The sequence below is a fragment of the Paenibacillus sp. FSL K6-2862 genome (assembly GCF_038005125.1).
Lineage (GTDB): Bacteria > Bacillota > Bacilli > Paenibacillales > Paenibacillaceae > Paenibacillus > Paenibacillus illinoisensis_A.
Genome location: NZ_JBBOSN010000002.1, coordinates 169,277 through 186,976, shown reverse-complemented (window position 1 = coordinate 186,976; position 17,700 = coordinate 169,277). Strand labels below are relative to the sequence as shown.

At 39.6% G+C, this 17,700-nt stretch carries 14 protein-coding genes; 4 read left to right on the top strand and 10 right to left on the bottom strand.

Annotated features, from left to right (window positions below):
- Positions 1-39: 39 nt before the first annotated feature.
- The 6 genes from MHB82_RS30735 to MHB82_RS30710 all read right to left on the bottom strand — a co-directional run bounded on the left by MHB82_RS30735 (position 40) and on the right by MHB82_RS30710 (position 7,273).
- Positions 40-1,809, bottom strand: a complete 1,770-nt coding sequence (locus MHB82_RS30735) for a WD40 repeat domain-containing protein (RefSeq protein WP_341176888.1) — start codon at positions 1,807-1,809, stop codon at positions 40-42.
- 34 nt (positions 1,810-1,843) lie between these two features.
- Positions 1,844-2,356 carry an AbrB/MazE/SpoVT family DNA-binding domain-containing protein gene (locus MHB82_RS30730; protein WP_341176887.1) on the bottom strand — a complete coding sequence of 171 codons (513 nt, stop codon included), beginning with the start codon at positions 2,354-2,356 and terminating at the stop codon, positions 1,844-1,846.
- 1,895 nt (positions 2,357-4,251) lie between these two features.
- Positions 4,252-4,419 (bottom strand): hypothetical protein, encoded by a 168-nt coding sequence (locus MHB82_RS30725; protein WP_341176886.1) that lies wholly within the window; start codon positions 4,417-4,419, stop codon positions 4,252-4,254.
- A 247-nt stretch (positions 4,420-4,666) separates the two neighbouring features.
- Positions 4,667-5,593, bottom strand: a complete 927-nt coding sequence (locus tag MHB82_RS30720) for a phosphotransferase enzyme family protein (RefSeq protein WP_341176885.1) — start codon at positions 5,591-5,593, stop codon at positions 4,667-4,669.
- Between the two features lie 85 nt (positions 5,594-5,678).
- Positions 5,679-6,542, bottom strand: a complete 864-nt coding sequence (locus MHB82_RS30715) for a YwqG family protein (protein WP_341176884.1) — start codon at positions 6,540-6,542, stop codon at positions 5,679-5,681.
- An 86-nt stretch (positions 6,543-6,628) separates the two neighbouring features.
- Positions 6,629-7,273, bottom strand: coding sequence for a hypothetical protein (locus MHB82_RS30710; RefSeq protein WP_341176883.1), 645 nt, complete (start codon positions 7,271-7,273; stop codon positions 6,629-6,631).
- Between the two features lie 536 nt (positions 7,274-7,809).
- Between MHB82_RS30710 and MHB82_RS30705 the strand changes: the two genes are divergently transcribed.
- Together MHB82_RS30705 and MHB82_RS30700 are read left to right on the top strand one after the other, a co-directional pair.
- Positions 7,810-8,055, top strand: coding sequence for a hypothetical protein (locus tag MHB82_RS30705; RefSeq protein ID WP_341176882.1), 246 nt, complete (start codon positions 7,810-7,812; stop codon positions 8,053-8,055).
- A gap of 181 nt (positions 8,056-8,236) precedes the next feature.
- Entirely contained in the window at positions 8,237-9,556 is a 1,320-nt protein-coding gene (locus MHB82_RS30700) for a hypothetical protein (RefSeq protein ID WP_341176881.1), read from the top strand.
- Positions 9,557-10,155: 599 nt separating this feature from the next.
- Here the strand turns inward: MHB82_RS30700 and MHB82_RS30695 are convergent.
- Complete coding sequence (locus MHB82_RS30695; RefSeq protein ID WP_341176880.1) at positions 10,156-10,881, bottom strand: Cthe_2314 family HEPN domain-containing protein; 726 nt, start codon at positions 10,879-10,881, stop codon at positions 10,156-10,158.
- Between the two features lie 500 nt (positions 10,882-11,381).
- Positions 11,382-11,708 carry a hypothetical protein gene (locus MHB82_RS30690; protein ID WP_341176879.1) on the bottom strand — a complete coding sequence of 109 codons (327 nt, stop codon included), beginning with the start codon at positions 11,706-11,708 and terminating at the stop codon, positions 11,382-11,384.
- A gap of 457 nt (positions 11,709-12,165) precedes the next feature.
- Here MHB82_RS30690 and MHB82_RS30685 point away from each other — a divergent pair, with 457 nt between their 5' ends.
- A complete protein-coding gene (locus tag MHB82_RS30685) occupies positions 12,166-12,339 on the top strand; it encodes a hypothetical protein (protein ID WP_341176878.1) in 174 nt (57 codons plus the stop codon).
- A gap of 94 nt (positions 12,340-12,433) precedes the next feature.
- Here MHB82_RS30685 and MHB82_RS30680 read toward each other — a convergent pair whose 3' ends face one another.
- Positions 12,434-13,687, bottom strand: a complete 1,254-nt coding sequence (locus MHB82_RS30680; RefSeq protein WP_341176877.1) for a hypothetical protein — start codon at positions 13,685-13,687, stop codon at positions 12,434-12,436.
- Between the two features lie 1,288 nt (positions 13,688-14,975).
- On the opposite strand from MHB82_RS30680, the gene MHB82_RS30675 reads away from it, so the two are divergent.
- Positions 14,976-15,722 carry a hypothetical protein gene (locus tag MHB82_RS30675; protein WP_341176876.1) on the top strand — a complete coding sequence of 249 codons (747 nt, stop codon included), beginning with the start codon at positions 14,976-14,978 and terminating at the stop codon, positions 15,720-15,722.
- A gap of 159 nt (positions 15,723-15,881) precedes the next feature.
- On the opposite strand, the gene MHB82_RS30670 is transcribed toward MHB82_RS30675, so the two are convergent.
- Entirely contained in the window at positions 15,882-17,390 is a 1,509-nt protein-coding gene (locus MHB82_RS30670) for a TnsA endonuclease N-terminal domain-containing protein (RefSeq protein ID WP_341176875.1), read from the bottom strand.
- Between the last annotated feature and the right edge of the window lie 310 nt (positions 17,391-17,700).

Below are 17,700 nucleotides of genomic sequence, written 5' to 3'. Positions count from 1 at the left end.
CCACTCTTTAAAGGTCGAAAATATGTAGTTTACTCCAAGTCATTCATTCCATTCTTGTCGCTGTTCTAGAAACCCAATTCTTACCTGATCTTCGTACCCAATAAGTATTTGACCATTTGGGTTATGTATCGCATACCGGTTATAGACTACACCATAGGAATATGACCAGCTGTGCGGATTCCATGACTGAACTCTCTTACCACTTGAATAGTGATACAACTCTGCTACAGTGCGATCGATCAGCCATAAACGATCCCTCTCTTCATCAATCATGATCTGATGGACATCGTTTAAATATTGTGTATCAAATATGGCCTTAGCCCGACCGTCAGTGATCTTCCATTGATACATAAGAGACTCCTTAGAATCAAGCACCGCAATGAGGACTCGATCTTTCGAGTCGATTGCAACTGCACAGCAAGTATGCGGCTTTTCCAAATGACATAACCTGTCCGGATGGTGGCTCTCCACATGGACAGCATGTACCTCACTATTCTGTGCTGCATACAACAACCATTCACTGTTAGCTGTGAAGGCCATGGTTTGAGTCGATCCCACACGGTCAGCCCGTGCAAGCCACACAAAATCATTACGCGAAGTCACCGGCTGGTTTTTTACTAGATCCCAGATTTCCATTTCCTTGCCTTCCATGCCGATAGCGAGAAATCGTTCATCCGGACTGATGACGCTAGCGATAATCTTTCGATCCACATAGGTATGTTTAAGGATTACTTCACCAGTAACAAAATCCAGAATATAGAAGGTTCCGTATTCAGCTGGTATGGAATATCCGTTATCACCCTGAGGATCATATTGTTTTGCTGTAGGTATGATCAGAAGATACTTGCCCGAAGTACTAAACAAAACATGAGTGTATTCTTCGTAATAAGCATTACGGACCAACTCCTCCCAATCCAGGCCCGGATATTTAAACTCTCTGACGAACTCCAGGCGCTGCAGATCCACAACAGCCACAAGCCCCACAGCCATCCCTACAGCAATGGAACTCCCATCTGGACTGAATACTAACCGGACCTCCATCGCCTTTTCTTCGGAAAAGAGCGATTTATAATCAGTCAATACCTTTAGTTCCGTGCCATCCTGTATTCGGATCAATTTCAACTGTCCTGAGTAACCCATGATCGCTCCCATGGATCCATCTGGGCTAATTGCTAGATCTCCTATCCAGGAGTCCATTCGAGTTAATTCCAATAAAGCCGCACGTTTCCGGGAAGGAGACTGCACCGCATCTGTGTAGAGCAAACTACACTCACCTAAGGATGTCTCCATCTCCTTCAGCTTTGTATCCCAGTATGAGCTACCATAAGTTGGCCACTCATGTAATTTAGCTTGCGCATCAAGCAGGTTGCCTTCACGTAGATTAGCAAGAGCCACTGTGTAGAGTGCTTTAAAGCGTAATTCCGTTACAAGTTGTCCTCTGTCTAGCCACGAGCCAATTTTCCCTATAACTGCATAACTATCACAGGGTTCTTGAAATACCAAAACCATTCCTTCGGTGATATCAAGCAACTGCCGAACGAAGCTTTCATTTTCACTAGATTCCGTCTGTGTCGTGAATATCCTCTTCAAACAGGGAATCAGGTCACACTCTACTCTGTGGATGTTACCGATATGCAAAGACGCTTCTATGTATAGAGAAAGTACTTCCATATGAATGACCCTACCTGCTTGATCGGCAAAATCCAGCCATTCTACCGCCGTATAGGAATCAAATAGTTTCGTCAGTTGGGTAAATGAGCCCTCCGCATAGAACTGCTGCACCTGATTGCGCTGATCCTTCGTAATCATGATTGCTTCACATGGCCTGCCTTTCTTACGTATATTATAGAAGTTTCTTTAATTGAGAGATCCGACCTTGACTAATTCCCAATTGAACTGCAATTTGCTGCTGAGCCAGATCCGGCTGCTGTTCCATAAGTTCTTTCAACTGTTGAAGTTTAATGGCCGTTTTTTGCCTTACCTGCGGATATTCACTACTGGCTCTCTTAATAGTCTCGTTAGAAGTATCTTGTTTAGAGGCAGGAATAATCGTACGCTCCGAGGATGCGGGAGTTTCGATGATTGGAGGAACGAACTCTTGAGGAATGTCATCTTGATTTTTTAAATCTTTTGCACAGGTTCGGCAAATGAACTGCTCTTTAAAATACGTCTCTGTATTCAGATCTCCGCAGAACACACATAACGTTGACTTATACTTTCTTAAAATCAACTCTTTTCCTTCTGTGAAAAACTCAAGCGGATCACCGATATGAATACCCATGGTATCTCGCATCTCTTTTGGAAGAACAATACGTCCAAGGCGGTCTAAAGATCTCTTCATTCCGGTTCGTTTCATCAAAAATCCCTCCCCAAATATATAAACTTCAAATGCTATTTTGTTTATTGTAAGAGGGAAGCGAAATTATTACAAGAAATTTACTTTTTAACAGTGTTATCCGTATATAAAACCAAAGCTTCGTTTAGAAAAACTTCAAGCGGCTTTCCGAATCCGATTTCAATACGGTAATATCATCAAATCCTGTGCGGCAATTTCACGATAATATGACTTTTGTTTTGCCCCCTCGATGCTGGGTGAAGCTGAATAAAGTAGGCCGAGAAGGCGGGCGTTAAGGAGCAATAATATTCAGGTATTAATTAAATCTTCTTGTGAATCACCTAATGTTGCGTAAGAATAAGGGATGCTTTAGCTACTGCGAATAGGATTGCGATAGATTTAAGCATCTTGTGTGTGACTTCCGTTACGTTTCCTCAGATCCTAAAACCGAAATGAAGGCTTCATTCTTTTTAACCATATACCTAAGTGACCTTGCTTCTATAGTAAAATTAATTGTAGACATTATGTCTACAAAGCATCTCATAAATTTATTATAAAAATCTGATGTCTACATTTGGTTTATAATTTTTATTATAATTAAAAACCCTCTCACTGAGCAGGTTTTGAGAATCGAGGTGAGGGCATCGTGTCCCATTTGGTACTTAAAATTCCATCCAACCACAACAGTAACTTTTCGCGGATCTGACGAGCCAAAGAAGAAACAAAACATTTATGACTGATTAGAAAGATTCTTTTTCAGATAACAAAAGAGACCGATTTATTAATCCGACCTCTTCTTAATAATTTTTAAAATTAAAATAGATACATATATAACTAAAATCACAAACGTAACCAGCATAATTATCGGTCTAATTATATTTACAGAATCTATCGCGTTTATGCAAATAATAGAGACTATTAGTAATGATATGTTCGATATATGGTGTTTTGTTGTCTCTTTTTTTATCAACCGGAAACTCACTAATATAACAATGTAAAAATATAAACCTAAGCCTACAAATACTGTCCAGTTTATAAGATCACCCCTTGTAATATTTGTGCTATTCATAACAGTAACTACCGCCGATAATGACGGTCATAAGGTAGACTATTAAAGTGAATTCATTATTAATGAGGCCAAGGCCAGCACAGCAACAAATAAAAATAATATCGCTAGATTACGTTGATCCTTCCAGATCCTAATAGCATTAGCGACATTAAGGATGACTAATCCAATCAAACTTATATTAGAATCTACTTTAAACAGGCTGATTCCAATCATAATCAATACCACTATCCAGATACACCAGGACCAAATTGGAATCTTTCTTTTGATCACGATCCCCTCCTTTAGATTTTTAGTCTGTAAAATGGTACTTCTCAACCTAATTCAATTTCCTTAATTATTGTAGCAACGACGCATGTCGATGATAGTCAGCTGGCGAACAAAACATTTCTCTCCGTTTAGGTCCACTCATTTGTTCCGGCTTAGCAGTCGTCATACCAGCAGGCCAGATATCTTGAAATTTTTGCTCACTTTTTGGAAATGAAAACGACCGCCGAATAATGACGGTCAAGAATAGAACCTATACAAATATTGCAGTAATACAAATAAACATAAAGCTGCTGAAATTAAAAATAGCATTGCTAGAGAACGCTGGTTCTTCCAATTTCTAATTGCATTGGCGATACTAAGGATGATAAGTGCAACCGCATTAATACCAGTATCCAGTTTAAAGAAGTTGATAACGAGAAGAATGAATACCACTATACAGGTAATTAGATACCATATCGGTGTGTTCTTTAAAAGCTTTCTAGTCATTTTTCCACTCCTATAAGTTATATTTCATCTATAATAGGAAATTTTTTTCTCATTAAAATTCCTTTGATTGGTTTTCTGATCAAGCCGGTTAGAATCAAGCCCTGTACTCCGGGAACTGTTCTACGAATTCTAAATCGGTAGCCGTACCCTCAAATGTGATATCGATACCCATGTTGCTGTCAATTTGTGCTACCAAGATTTCCATATTCCCGTGAATATGAATTCCGGTCAAAAGGAGCCGTTCGGTATTGCCTGTCTGCATATCTTCCGGGGACCGGTGATGCGATCGGGAAACATGGTTTTACCTTCTTTCCTCTTCGTTAACTGTTATGCATTTTTTTAGTAAGTGTGTTGCCGTTGTATTGCGTGTAGCAAGTTCGGAGCACCCCATTTTTGATTATAGAAATGTACTGCCTAATAGGTTTAATAAGAAAGGAGTAGCTGCTACAACAGCCAACTGTCTCTGAAATTGTTCAAATACAGTTTTTTGAGAATTATCCACCGTTAGCTCAAGCATGCATGTTTTCAATCCTAATTCTATATAAATTCAAGATTCGAACTTGTTCCTCGCTGAGCTCTTCAAAATTCCAATACATATGCATTAAGTTATATTCAAATAATTCTTTAAGTTTTAGAAATAGTGGTAATTGCATGAGCACTTCAGAAGAGAGATCATTCTCTTCCTTATATCCTTCGATTAGCGCTTTGGTAATGGATTGTTCATAATCTCGTATGTTCCCTCCCCCAGAGTACGAGAACTCAAGTGCTGAATAGATTGGAACGGCTAAATCGTATGCATAAAAATGCTTCTCACAATCTTGAAAATCAATCATAGTTAGTTTAGATTCATTGTCTATTAGGATATTTTCTAGCCAAAGGTCTCCATGTATCAAACCATAAGTTGAATGACCCTGTGGTAGTTCCTTTACACGCTTTACCACGTCATGTGCAATCTCCTGTATGGACTTCTCTTCTGCTGGAATATACTTAAGAAAATCATATTCATCACTTTCGTACCAATGATTTATATGTACTGCCTTTTCAGACATTAAATATCCTTTACTCACTCGGTGCATTTTCCCCATTTGTTGTCCAAGAAGTCTAAATGCAGTTTGGTCCCATTTTGAGCGTGGCAGGTGAATTCCCGATGCAGACTGAAATAAAACGGCCAACTTCTCTTCATCTATTGTTATCTTTTCAATTAGTAGATCGTTGTTAGATGATATGACCTCTGGTACCCCTACACCTTGGGTAAATAAAAAATGGGTCCACGTCACTTCTTCCAATTGTTCTTGAAATGTCTTATAGTTCGTTATTCGAAGAAAGAAATTCCCCTTGTTTGATTGGCAACGGTACATTTCATTAGTAATGGTTTCTACTGCATAAAAATGAATAGGATATGTTTTATTCAAGAACAGTAGAATTCGTTCATTCATATGCTTCTCCTCCCCATGTTTGCCGCATAAAAAACACCGATCGAGTTACACGACTACCCCATTATAATATTGAGCTTTAATATCCTTACGTACATTGCATCACACAAATTACTCGTTCGAAACATAAATTCGCAAGATCATCTTCATGGATCCAAAAATAAATTCTACCAACATCTCCCCACATCATCCCCGTCTTTTCTTCTTCCGAATCAATTTGGAGAAGTAAACGCCACTTAAGTGCAGAATGTGTAACCTGATTTCGAATCTCTGGGTTATTGCTTTCAATCCACTTATGTGGTCCATAAGTTAACTCACAGCTAACTTGCATGTCTCCCTGAATTTGATCCGGATGGCCCATAAGTCGGTTAATGTATCCTTTAGTACTCCAATTCGGTAAAAATAATCTCCAATACTTCTCAAAATCCTCGATGTTCCCGTTCCAACCGAGCCCCAAGCTCTCCAGATAAGCTGACTCAGAGGCTGGTACTGAGAAATTGGGCTCAAATACAATTTGGTTCGGCTTCATTTTTTCGAGGTCAGTTAAACCATCGGGCGTGTCTCTTCGTACTAATTTTTCGAGACGGTCAGAGTCGAAGTAGAACACTCGGCATGTGGTAGGATCATGATGAAATTCCATATCTTCATACATAGGTTTTACAGCGTAGAAAAAGGATAGGAGTCCACTCGTAGGAAGAGACATGTGTTGTGGGCAATCTGACAAATTAATTTGCGAGATAAAAGTCATATCATAGTCTTTCCATTTTGGCCATGCTAGGTCTTCTGGAAGATCTGGATTACCGCCTACCTTACTTTTTCCCAATGAAATATCGGAATCAGACATAGGATCCAGGAATAATTGAGCCGTCGGGAAAATCCAGTTAGCGATAGCATTGCTGTATTCTTTTAGACCCACTTGTTCAAGCTGTTGTATTACTTTTTCTTTGGTCATTATAAGGCCCTCCAGAAAGTAATTTCTATTTTGCATGGTTAAATCATCGAAGCACATAATAGTGCTGGCTAAACGTTTTGCGTTTATCATATAGACTCAACAGCTTCCGGCAATATTCTCTCGTATTCTTTATGTAAGACATAACGATGGACACCTCTTGAAGCATCAATTGCTTTCCTAGCATGCTGGATGGCCTTTTCACGGTATCCTGCTTTGATTTCTATTTCGGCGAGTAACGCAGATCTCATCCAACGCTTTTTGATTGACTTCAGACGTTCTCTTGCCTCAGTACTTTTCTCATCTTCCGACAACAATATGGTTTCGTAATAGGTACGGTAATCCGAAAAGCGGATATGCGGCACGGCTTTCCGAACATCATTCATATCCTTGCGATAAACCCCATAAGCTGCTTTGTACACTGCTTGTGCCTTTTCACTCCTATGCTTACTCATAATCTGCTCCATAACCATTCTTGATTCATCCTCGAATCTATTCGCAAGCACATAATTCATATAAAGTTCAGGCGTACTTTTCTGAATAAGTAAAAAGGACTCCACACGATCCAAACGCTTTTCAAGGGCTAACGGATAAAAATAGTGGATGATAAACGCAATAAGAGCTACACCCATACCAACCCCTATAGTCAGGATTTTCGAATACCCATTTAAGCTCATAAATATGACAAGCAGGAACACGGCGACATAAAAGGCAACTTTCCATTGTAACTTCATTATTACTCTCCTTTGAACATGGTAATGAACAAGCAAGTCTCTATTATACCAAAATAAATTATCTTTTTTGTAAAATGTTAGGAGTGTTGGTTTGCGATTGCCCCGTCGCGTCACGAGATGAGTCTACTCGTCTTCAGGTACAATCTTTATGAAGCTTCTGCACAAAATGAATGATAACAATGCGAGGAGGAAGTTTCTTCACATCCACAAGCCCTATGAATTAAAACCCTTCACATGTTGATTCTAAAAGACTCCGATCCCCATAAATGTATTGGGTCCGCAGAGACCTTTATTGTTCTAATCGAACGTTTAAAGCGAATTGTTCGTGACGCAGAAGATGTTAGGTCATACCGCCGGTGAATCATTGCAGACGTGTAAGGGGTCGCATCCGTCTCCTCTATGTACGCATAAACACAAAATATAGTAATATACCCATATCAAGATAGATCTAAGGGGTGGACATGATACGTAAAAGTAAGTCTTTTAATGCATTCATTTTTGTTTGTTTTGTCCTAATCTTAGGAGGCTGTAGCTTCTTGTCTGATTCACGCGAAAATAATCAAGTGTTCAGCAAGGCTATAGAAGCAGGGATAACACACTTTAAAGAAAAATACGGTCTCAATGTTGAATTTACTCGCCACAAGTTAAATCCTCCCGATCTCGGGACGGACGTTGGGCTATACGGACATTTAGTAGAAGATAAGGATACAGAAGTGTTCCTCCTCATTAACTATGAGACACTTGAAGTCATCACTGTAGGCGTTCCTGAAGAGATCATTTAAAAATAGAAATTTATTAACTTAATGTTACTATTCCCACCTCTTATGTACTTTTCATCAGCCTCATGCATGCAGAGTTGGTGCAATGGACTTCGGATTGGTAATATTTACTCATTAAACTAAGTTCTCGTCTTTGTTAAAGTGGATAAACATTATGAAGACATAGACGGGAGTTTTAATTGACATGAACGTTCGCACCAAATTCATCATTGGCTTGCTTTGTGTGACAACATTAGCGGGCACGTATTTCAGTTATACGGAGCATCAGAAGAATCAACAATGGGAGCAGCAACAACAGCGCAATACGCAGTACTGGTCGCATATGCAATCGTTCTACCTGCGCGATTTCGACTATGCGCTTGCGGAGTCCCTTGCGGCCTCTACGATTGCAGATCGCCAAGCAGCACTTCAATCTGCGATAGAAAATGCTAATCTCATCTTGGAATATGTAAGGATCGGATCCGTTACAATGAACTTTCAAACTTGGTCATATGAGACGTTTATCTCAGACGGCAGCCGCTACTTGGCCTATCCTGCCAATGAGAAAGATAACTCGCTTAACCCAGACCAATTAGAACAAATTGAGCGTTTGAGAATATTCTCAAAGACCGCCCTACCGTATCTTGATCAGATGAAAAAGAAAGCTGCTATTTCCTCTACATCAGATATACAACAGATATTAACTGAAATGGAAAAAGCTTTGTCTGAACTTGACTCGGTCTCCACGTATGGTAATAAAGCCTTTAACGAGTTCCTGTACAACCTGAATCCTTACATACCTCCGAAGCCAGGAACCGTTTTCGCCGGTGAAACCAAGTATACGGCTACGGAGCTTGCGGCCAAAGCAGAAATTTTCATGGGCGAGGCTTGGAATAAAGGAGCTGGTAAGCAAATCATCCACATCTCAGGCGGGAGCAGTGCCGAGTTCGGAGAAGTCATGGATTTCAAGTTATCGGACACCGAAGGAAAATCGAACAGCTCCTATGTTGCAACGCTAAGTAAAAGCGGACACGTACTCCAAGTAACACACAAGGGCTCGATCTCCGAAAAAGAAGCTGAAGAGCAATCTATGGACTTAAAGCAGGCTATCGCGGTTGCAGACATCTGGATGGCTCGCTGGTCTGACGAACGTCTGACATTAGTAGCAAAAGAGATAAAAGAAACATCCATTTATCTCACGTATATTCCGGTTCGTGAGCAAGTTCCTATTCCGCAGATGAAAGTCGTATGGAAATTTGATCGCCGTACCGGTGCATTGAAGAGCTTTAATGCGTTTAATTATTTTTCTAATTACAATAAAACCTTCCCCCTTCACCCGAAGCTGACAGCAGAGCAAGCCTCCGAGAAGCTCGGTCCAAACGTAAACGTCTCGGGTAAGCCAAAACTGAAAATCCACAACGACAAGCTCATATATGCATTTCCCATCACTGGGATCGAAGGCGTTTCTCAAGTATACATTAACGCCCGCACAGGTGCTGGCGAAGGCATTGATTATAACTTGTAACCAGAATAGAAAAAGCAGCCCCGCGAATACCTTCGCTGCGGGTTGCTTTGATTTTTACATGCCAATCTTGGCTCTCCACTTCTTTGTTACCTACTTATGTCATCGACAGCCCAATATAAAAAATGAGAATCGTTGACTTGCACGCTAACTATAGCGGCAATTAGCCAGATTGTTGCAAACATTTGCAGATAAGTTTTGACAATATGAATAGTCGATCTATCCATGAAAGAAGGAGCGGTGATTTAGACAGCTTTTCTATCAGGGCGGCATATTCTACAGTTGAAAATTAATTCTATAACCCGTTTCGTCTGGAGATTCTTGAAGTAGGAGAAAAATCGGATTTGTACTTTCAGGCATGGGGAATGATCCTACGGCATGCAGAAAGGTGCCGATTTTGTCCAATATAATCGTAATGTCTTTTACAGTACTCTTGAGAAGGAAAGAAAGCCTAGAGATCGAGGCATTCCTTCTTTGTCATATATCTGGAAACAGAAAAACCGCTCGATACCCCGGAAGGCAACAAGCGGCTACACTTATGACCAATTCCTCTCGTGTTACGAAGATACCAGTTCAATGCTTAGAACTTGCGCCCGTTAATTCTAAATATCCAAATCATTATCTATCACTTCGAATACCTTCGAAATAACGACAGTGAAGTTCTCCATTACATTTTTACAACGTAATAACTGCTGATACGGTGTTACTGGTAATTTCGATTCATCGATAGAGTGCACTATCACTTCCATTGGACGTTCGCCATTAATACTTCCTGCGGATACCGAGGAAATATTATGGCGAGTCATCTCAGGCGTCATACCGTGAGTGTGTGCATGACGTTCTGGACTAAGGGTTTTAAGACTTCTTTCCAAGGCCGCTAGATCAGTTGTTTTAGACAAGGCTTGAATCTTTCCAAAAGAAACAGCTTCCCTCGAAGACCCTTGTTCCTTAATCCCCAGGTCCTCAAACACGTTGAGTAATTGTGCGAGCTTCTCGACCAAAGAGAATGCTCGAGAGACCGCATTCTCCGTAAAGTATGATGTTGGAGGATTAAAAAACGGTTGGTTTGGCGAGTACGCCCTATCTTCTTGTTGCTTATACTGGTGCGCTAGTCCATAAATGATACTCGTTATGGCCTCCCGATATTTCTTTTCGAGAAGATCAATCCAATTGATCATGGACTGCATCTTCTGCGTATGCCCTAATGTCCCACCCATAGCATCAAACATTTTACCGATAATTTCGGTTGAAGGAAAATCAGATAAGTTCAATTCTACCATGGCTTTTTCCAAATAACTCGGATCTATCTGTAGGTCGATGATGTTCATGCTTTCCCTCCTTGAAGTATATTCTAATTTGACCAACAAAAATTAGCATAGGATAAGCAAGTCGCTCCATCGCTTCTCAAGGAGCGATTGGATCGGTGTATTACCATCGATACCCCAGTTTTCTAAATTATTCTACAGTTGACTCTTTATGTCCTGCTGCAGTAGTTTTGCGACATTTCACCTCACCTCGCTTAGCAGTTTGAATAATGATGATACCGTAGCTCGGGAGGGGTTCACAAGTCAATACGAGGGCGAGAAAATCAGGTTCCAAGGTTGGGTGAGCGGGTAAATTACTGGGTAGCATAAAGTTAAATGCAATTTTTTCTAATCAGTTCGTTGCAAGGATCAACACATAGGCTGACCAAGCACCCTTTGAAATCCTTATATCACGATTCCTTACCCTTTCTCACACATCTTCTTTCAAACCTACCATAGCCTGTTTTTAAGCAATAATCTACAGGAAACTTGTTTACTAAGATTACCGGATATCAGAGGGTAATTCATAAAATCATGGAGTTAGCCATAAGACCTGCGATGAACTGCATTACGACAGGATAATAAGCGCCTCGAAACTTCCTTGGATGGTTATGAAAGTAGTCGCTCGACATCTCGCTTTGGTCGATATATGCCTTGGCTTTAATGTAGAGAGGATCATTCCTGCTTACGTGTTCCTCTAAGTAGGACAGAATCTGATCCTTCTTAGCATCCGAGAGAGAGGTCTCTTCTTTGAACCCCATCCTAAAGACAAAGGTATCGAACCCTCTCGCATTTTGAATTACATACTTTGCGGATTGTAACGAGTTAGCGAGTTGCACATCTTTAAACATGGACTGTCATCTCCTTCGGTCAATTAGGTGCTGCAATAGAATGTGGCTCGTTCAAGATACGATGGAGCGTTTCGAGCTGCCGATCCGAGAGATCAGCGATCTGCTTACCCTCCATAGTCATTGCCCACCATAAACTTCCGGTTATCGGGCAGGAGCCGCAGGTGCGGGGAGATACTACACCGTAAGAACCGATCTTTGGTGGATAGTCCCAGCCCTTGGAAAACGCTTGGTCGGGAGTTAGAGTTTCTTTTTGACCACAGACTTCACAAACGAAAAATAAAAGCAAATCGTATAACCCCTCTCAGAGAAAATGAGTTGCATTTGCTTAGGAGCAATATGAATGATAAAGATGGTGCCAATTATGAACACCATCTCCATTTGCTCGTAATTAGGTTAACTGAACGAGATTTACCGCTCCTTCGGGATATTCCCATACTTCCCAGGTGACTTCATTTGGGTGACAACAATGGGGGCAAGGTACCTCTTCCGTAAAGCTGTACTGAGTCTCATCGCCCATACCTCTTTCATCGCTGCTCTCGTACTCGAGATCTTGGATAGTGAAAGTATGGCTGATTTTAGCGCCACAACTTCCACACCTGAATTGGTCTTTATGACTAATCGGCAACTCTAAACTCATTTGATGCACCTTCCTTTACTGGGGATGTCCCAATTGTATTACGATGAATAGGGCAGTGCGCATAAAGTAAAGCAAATAAAAATTCCCTTTACTTTATTCCACTGGTGTTCATGAAGTTTATAAGGACTTGCCCTACAAAGTGATCCACTATCGGTTTCAACTCTTTTGAATCTTGATTTGCCTTCTCATAGTACGCCACATACTCTCTTTGCATCTCAGCCACGAAACTGTCTACGGAGTCATCCTGTGGTTCTCTGACTTCTTCCTCTAATTTGGCTAATTCAGCTTGCATTAATTTTATCTGACTTTCTAGTATTTCCTTCTTCTTCTCAACGCTCATATTGCCTGGCTCACGAAAACTTTTATCCTTAATCTGTTCAACAATTGATTTTCTTGTCAGTAGTTTTTCTTTATACCCCTCTAATACTGACTCAGCAATTTCGACTCTTCCTTGGTTTACCTCTTTGGACAACTTGTGATAAAAAAGAGTTCGCTCTGTTAAAAGACTTTCCTGACCATCCAAGTTGCTTTTATCTACTGGAACTACCTCTAACCCTAATAGGTGGAGCAATGGTTTATTTCCAAGGTCTAGAAATTCCGATCCCTCTCCTTCATACAGGTCATCTGAATCTTGCAAAATACGTTTTATTAGCAAAGAAACTGTATAGTCGATACTATTGTTTGTCGCTGCCATTCGTCTATCTATGTCATCGACCTTCTCATTCTTAGGTCCGTATAGTTTCTCTATAAGCTCTTTATGATGATCATTGCTGTAGGCTTCATTAGATTCGTGAGCTAATTTATTAAAATAGTTACCCCTGAATAAATTGAAATTCGCTCTATCTAATTCTCTACATAGCCAACTAACAGCATCACCCATACCTTGATGATCCAATTTGGTGATATTCACAATAAACAACGTCAGGCGTTCCACCAAAACTGAAGTTAAGTCTCTAAGCATGACTGACTGAAGATGCGAAGGTATGGTGTAGATCAAATCTCGGAATACTGAAGGTAACTCATTTTCGATACTGTCGCATATCTGTTGATAGTACTCCTGGATTTGTGATGCTGTCACATTCCCTTTGACATGATTCGCTCTACTGAAAGGGTGGTTACTGCTGTTTCTTAAAAGCAAAGCAAGAAGCTCTGCAAAATCAGCAGGGAAGTAGTAGTCCGCATTCTCTGATTTACCTACTCTGAAATCAGTATCTTTAAAACCATATAGATCGTAAAACTTCTTTATATAGCTATCGAATGTCGGTTTTGAAATATCTCCACTTATTTTCCTCATTTCTTCTCTACCATAATCAATACGTCTTACTTTCCTTCCTCTTGGCATACTTCACTACCTCCCGTATATCTGAAACGATTAACGCTTTGGTTACACTCGTATTTTACATCTACATCCAAAATGACGTAAATTAGGAGGTGTGGTTGGACAAAGATAAGAAAGGTGCTGATTTTGTCAGCACCTTCATTGTTACATATTAACCGATCCCCATTCTCGATACTTTCAAGATCAATCAGTTACCATAATACTCTCCGGTTCCTGCAGAATACGATTAAGCGTTGGAAGCTGCTTTTCACTAAAACTGTCATTGCCCACCATAAAGTGCGGTCAATTCCACAACTCCCGCAGGTTCTCGGAGATATGGTCTTGAACTGACCCATTTTAAGTGGTTGGTTTCATCCTTAATCGAGATCCTGTTCTGGAGTTAGAACTTTTTCCCTACCACAAACCTCGCAAATATGACGCAAGAACATATTTATACTCCTCTCATGTTTGTAATATGTTACTGCCTTTAAGGGATTAAACTACGCAACGTATGTGTAGTTGAGGTCGAGATTCATGATGTCGACTGCTCGGAGCTTTGCACCCTGTTCCGAGTGAATTAGCCGGGAATTGATGATTGATACCATTCTCCCCAGTGTCAGCTTTTTGACCGTGTCAATCTTGACCAACTCGTCATAGGTGCCGCTCCGTATAGTTTCAGCGACTGAACTCCATACGCGGCGGATTAGCGCAGGACGTTTGAGATGGATAAGTGAATAGAGTGCATGAGAAGCCCCGCCCCCTTTATCCCTATATTTATATTTGGTCTCTCAAACTGACTGCAAAAATCGAACCCTTGTTTGACTGACCCACTGTACATACAACGAATATCTCCGTACCTAATTATGATCCTAAGTTTTGACCCTCGATGAACCTGCATAACACCGTCAGAAAATCGAGCAGAAAATGGAAGTCCAGAACTTAAGAGTTATGGTACCTTCATTCGAGGGGAATTTGAACCCCTAACGGTAAATTGTTCAGTAGCGTTTTCTAGAGATCTTTCTAACAAGGGATTAGTCAGATGCCACCAAAATATATTTATTTTCTATAAATCAGTGGGTCAAAGGTTCGGGGAAAGGATATCAAAGTGTGTTCCTACTACCTTACAAACTATTATAGGGGTCAACTAGATATTAGTAGAATGGTGGGTGCTCAAGGACTAGTGGAATGATTTATTAACAATTCACCGTAACATCCAACCTAGCCTCTCAAATAATGCCCAGACAATTTCTTATTGTGCATTAGTTCACCTATATAATGTATAATATTTCTTATACAAAAAGGGGGGAGAACTATGCCTTTAACAAATGCTAAATTGGTACTTGCAGAAGCAAAAACACAATTACAAGAAATTGAAGAGCTTTATGCTCAATCCTTGAATGAGAGAAATGTTCCCCAGAGGTTGTTGGTCAAAATAAAAAACTTTCTTGAGAATACAAGGTCACCATTGGATTATTGTGCGAACTACATATTTGATACCTTCTGTGCACGCCACATCGATCCCAACAGATTAAATAAAAAGAAAAAAAGTTGTTATTTCCCGAACAAACCAAGCCTTGAAGATTTTAACCGAAATATAGACAGTGAAGTTTTTATCGGATTGCGGAATGATAGACCTGATATTGTCTCATTATTTGAAAAATATCAGCCATTCCAGACAGATGTAGTATGGATTAAAAATCTACATGCACTAGTTAATTTAAATAAGCACATCGATTTAACACCACAGGAAAAGCAGATACATCATGAACATTTTCTTATCGACGTTAAGAATAGTAATGTACGAGACGCCAAAAGTGAATCAGAGTTTGCATCGTTATTAAAGGAAAAATTAAATAATGCTGTCTCAGATTTAGTCCAGATTAATGTTGAGACGGACGTTTTTCACCCTCCACTTAATAAACCTGTCCCTGACTTTACCCTGACTAAGACTTGGGTAAGTATTTTATTTACTACTTTGAACGTGCCTGTTATACCAACCCTGAACGAAATTCTTTCAGGTCTTGAATCAATTATTAATGACTTCGAAGAAGTCATTTAGTGTGGGTCAGTGCGAATGCGTTTATGTCTCGGAAAATCAGGCGATCTTAGGATCGAGTATTTGATTTCCACCAAACGGCAGCATAGAACTTAACTTACGGGTTCTATACTGCCCTTTAAAGCATCATTTGCAGTAGACATTAATGAAATATAACCACACTTATCTGGTCATGAGGGCATCATCATTCGCATAAAGTGCTGCATCTGAAATTTCCTCATACGCTTTTTGCGCATGCTCTAAATGATTAAACCAAAGTACTGTATCAAACTTTTCGTATTTATTAATCAATGGAAACCCAGCTTTATCTTCATCCTCCGGTCTTCCCCAATAGACACCATAATGAGAACCATTAGTAAACAATCCTACCCATATTTCATTATCATCGTATCCTCTACCATGTCCTTCTAAGTGTTTCACAAATACAAAATTATCTTCTATCATTTCTTTGATTATTTCCATTTCCGCATTAAAAGTTGTTTCCGCAAAAACATCCAGCCAAACATCTTCTTGAACTGTTTGATCTGCATGAGGATAAAAATAATAGTCACTATTAAGTCCAAATCTTGGAAGAACCTCTACTACTTCAATATCTGGGATATTGAATTTTCTGGTTAACTCATCTTCATCACTAATAACTAAATACGCTTCCTTAAGACCTTGTGAAATTTGGATAAGATTAGTGTCCATTTCCCAAGCTTCACAAGCAAGTAATTTATGTTTAAAGTATTTCCCGTTTGGAGCTAGCCTTTTTGAAGCAGCCTCTACTAAAGATTCTGTTAACTCTTTTGAATAAAAATTGTTTTCGCTAGGAGTGATAGTTAATGGTAGGTACTTTGCAAGCCATTCTTCCCAAAGCTCACTTTTCCTCTTACTGGGCTTGGATTGAGGTAAAGACATAGGTGTTGTTGGTAATTGTTCAATTTCTGAGAAAAATTCGTCTTGCCAATCGGACCTATGATGGCGTCTATTATTTTTTCCTGAAACCCCGAGAACGATGAAGTCATATCCTTTTTCTTTGCAAAAAGATTCTGCTGCTAAGAATTTTGCTTGGTTTTTAGGTTCTGAAATATCCCCTGACACTTTTACTTCAACTAAATCAATATGCCCATCTACGTATCGAACCATTAAGTCTGGTATGTAAATCCGATGTTCACCATCAAAGAAGTACTCGATCTTTATTGGCTCCACAGTAAGTAACTCTACACTTGGGTCGTCCTGTAGTTTTGAAATAACTTTCTCTTCGAGTGGACTTCTTATGATTCCTTCTCGTGTCATTTTACTTAATCGAATAGTTTTAGGGAATTCTTTAACCATTTCTTCTTTAAGTCTAATATTGTTATTTTTCAATCTCTCCCTAGTTTCAATCGGATAAATATCTATAATTACATCATCAGGTAAAAAATAATCGGAAGTTAGTGCATCGATTGGATCAATAATTGGATGTTCAGTCTTTTTGCGTAGTATTCGGCACTCAAGTATTCTTGATAACTTGAGAGTTCGTTTCGAGTCCCTTAAACAGCAATATCCAACCAAATAATAATGAGTGTCCCATGTAAAAAAATACATGGGTTCAAAAGTACGATTGGTTTTTTTCGTCTTGTCATCATAAAAAATATCAAGTTGATACCGATTCGTTATTGCAATACGAATAATGTCCTGAATTTTCATTTCTTCACCTGCTCGTAAGTATTTACCAATTAAATACTGCTTTTGTCCAATGAGAGTATACTGGTATAATATAGAAATATACCTATTCTTCAGATAAAAATTTTATACGTCCCTATGCCCCCACTACCTACTATATCAAATAGTTATTAACTGAAGATTGCTGCGCAATATCAACTAAGTCCATCATCATAGAAATCTGACAGCATAGCACGATAACTCGGGATCATTCGAATTTTTTATATAAAACTGCCGGGAATCGATCGCCTCGGTGTTTTTCTTATATATATTGAGGTAATAACGTTAAGGAAAA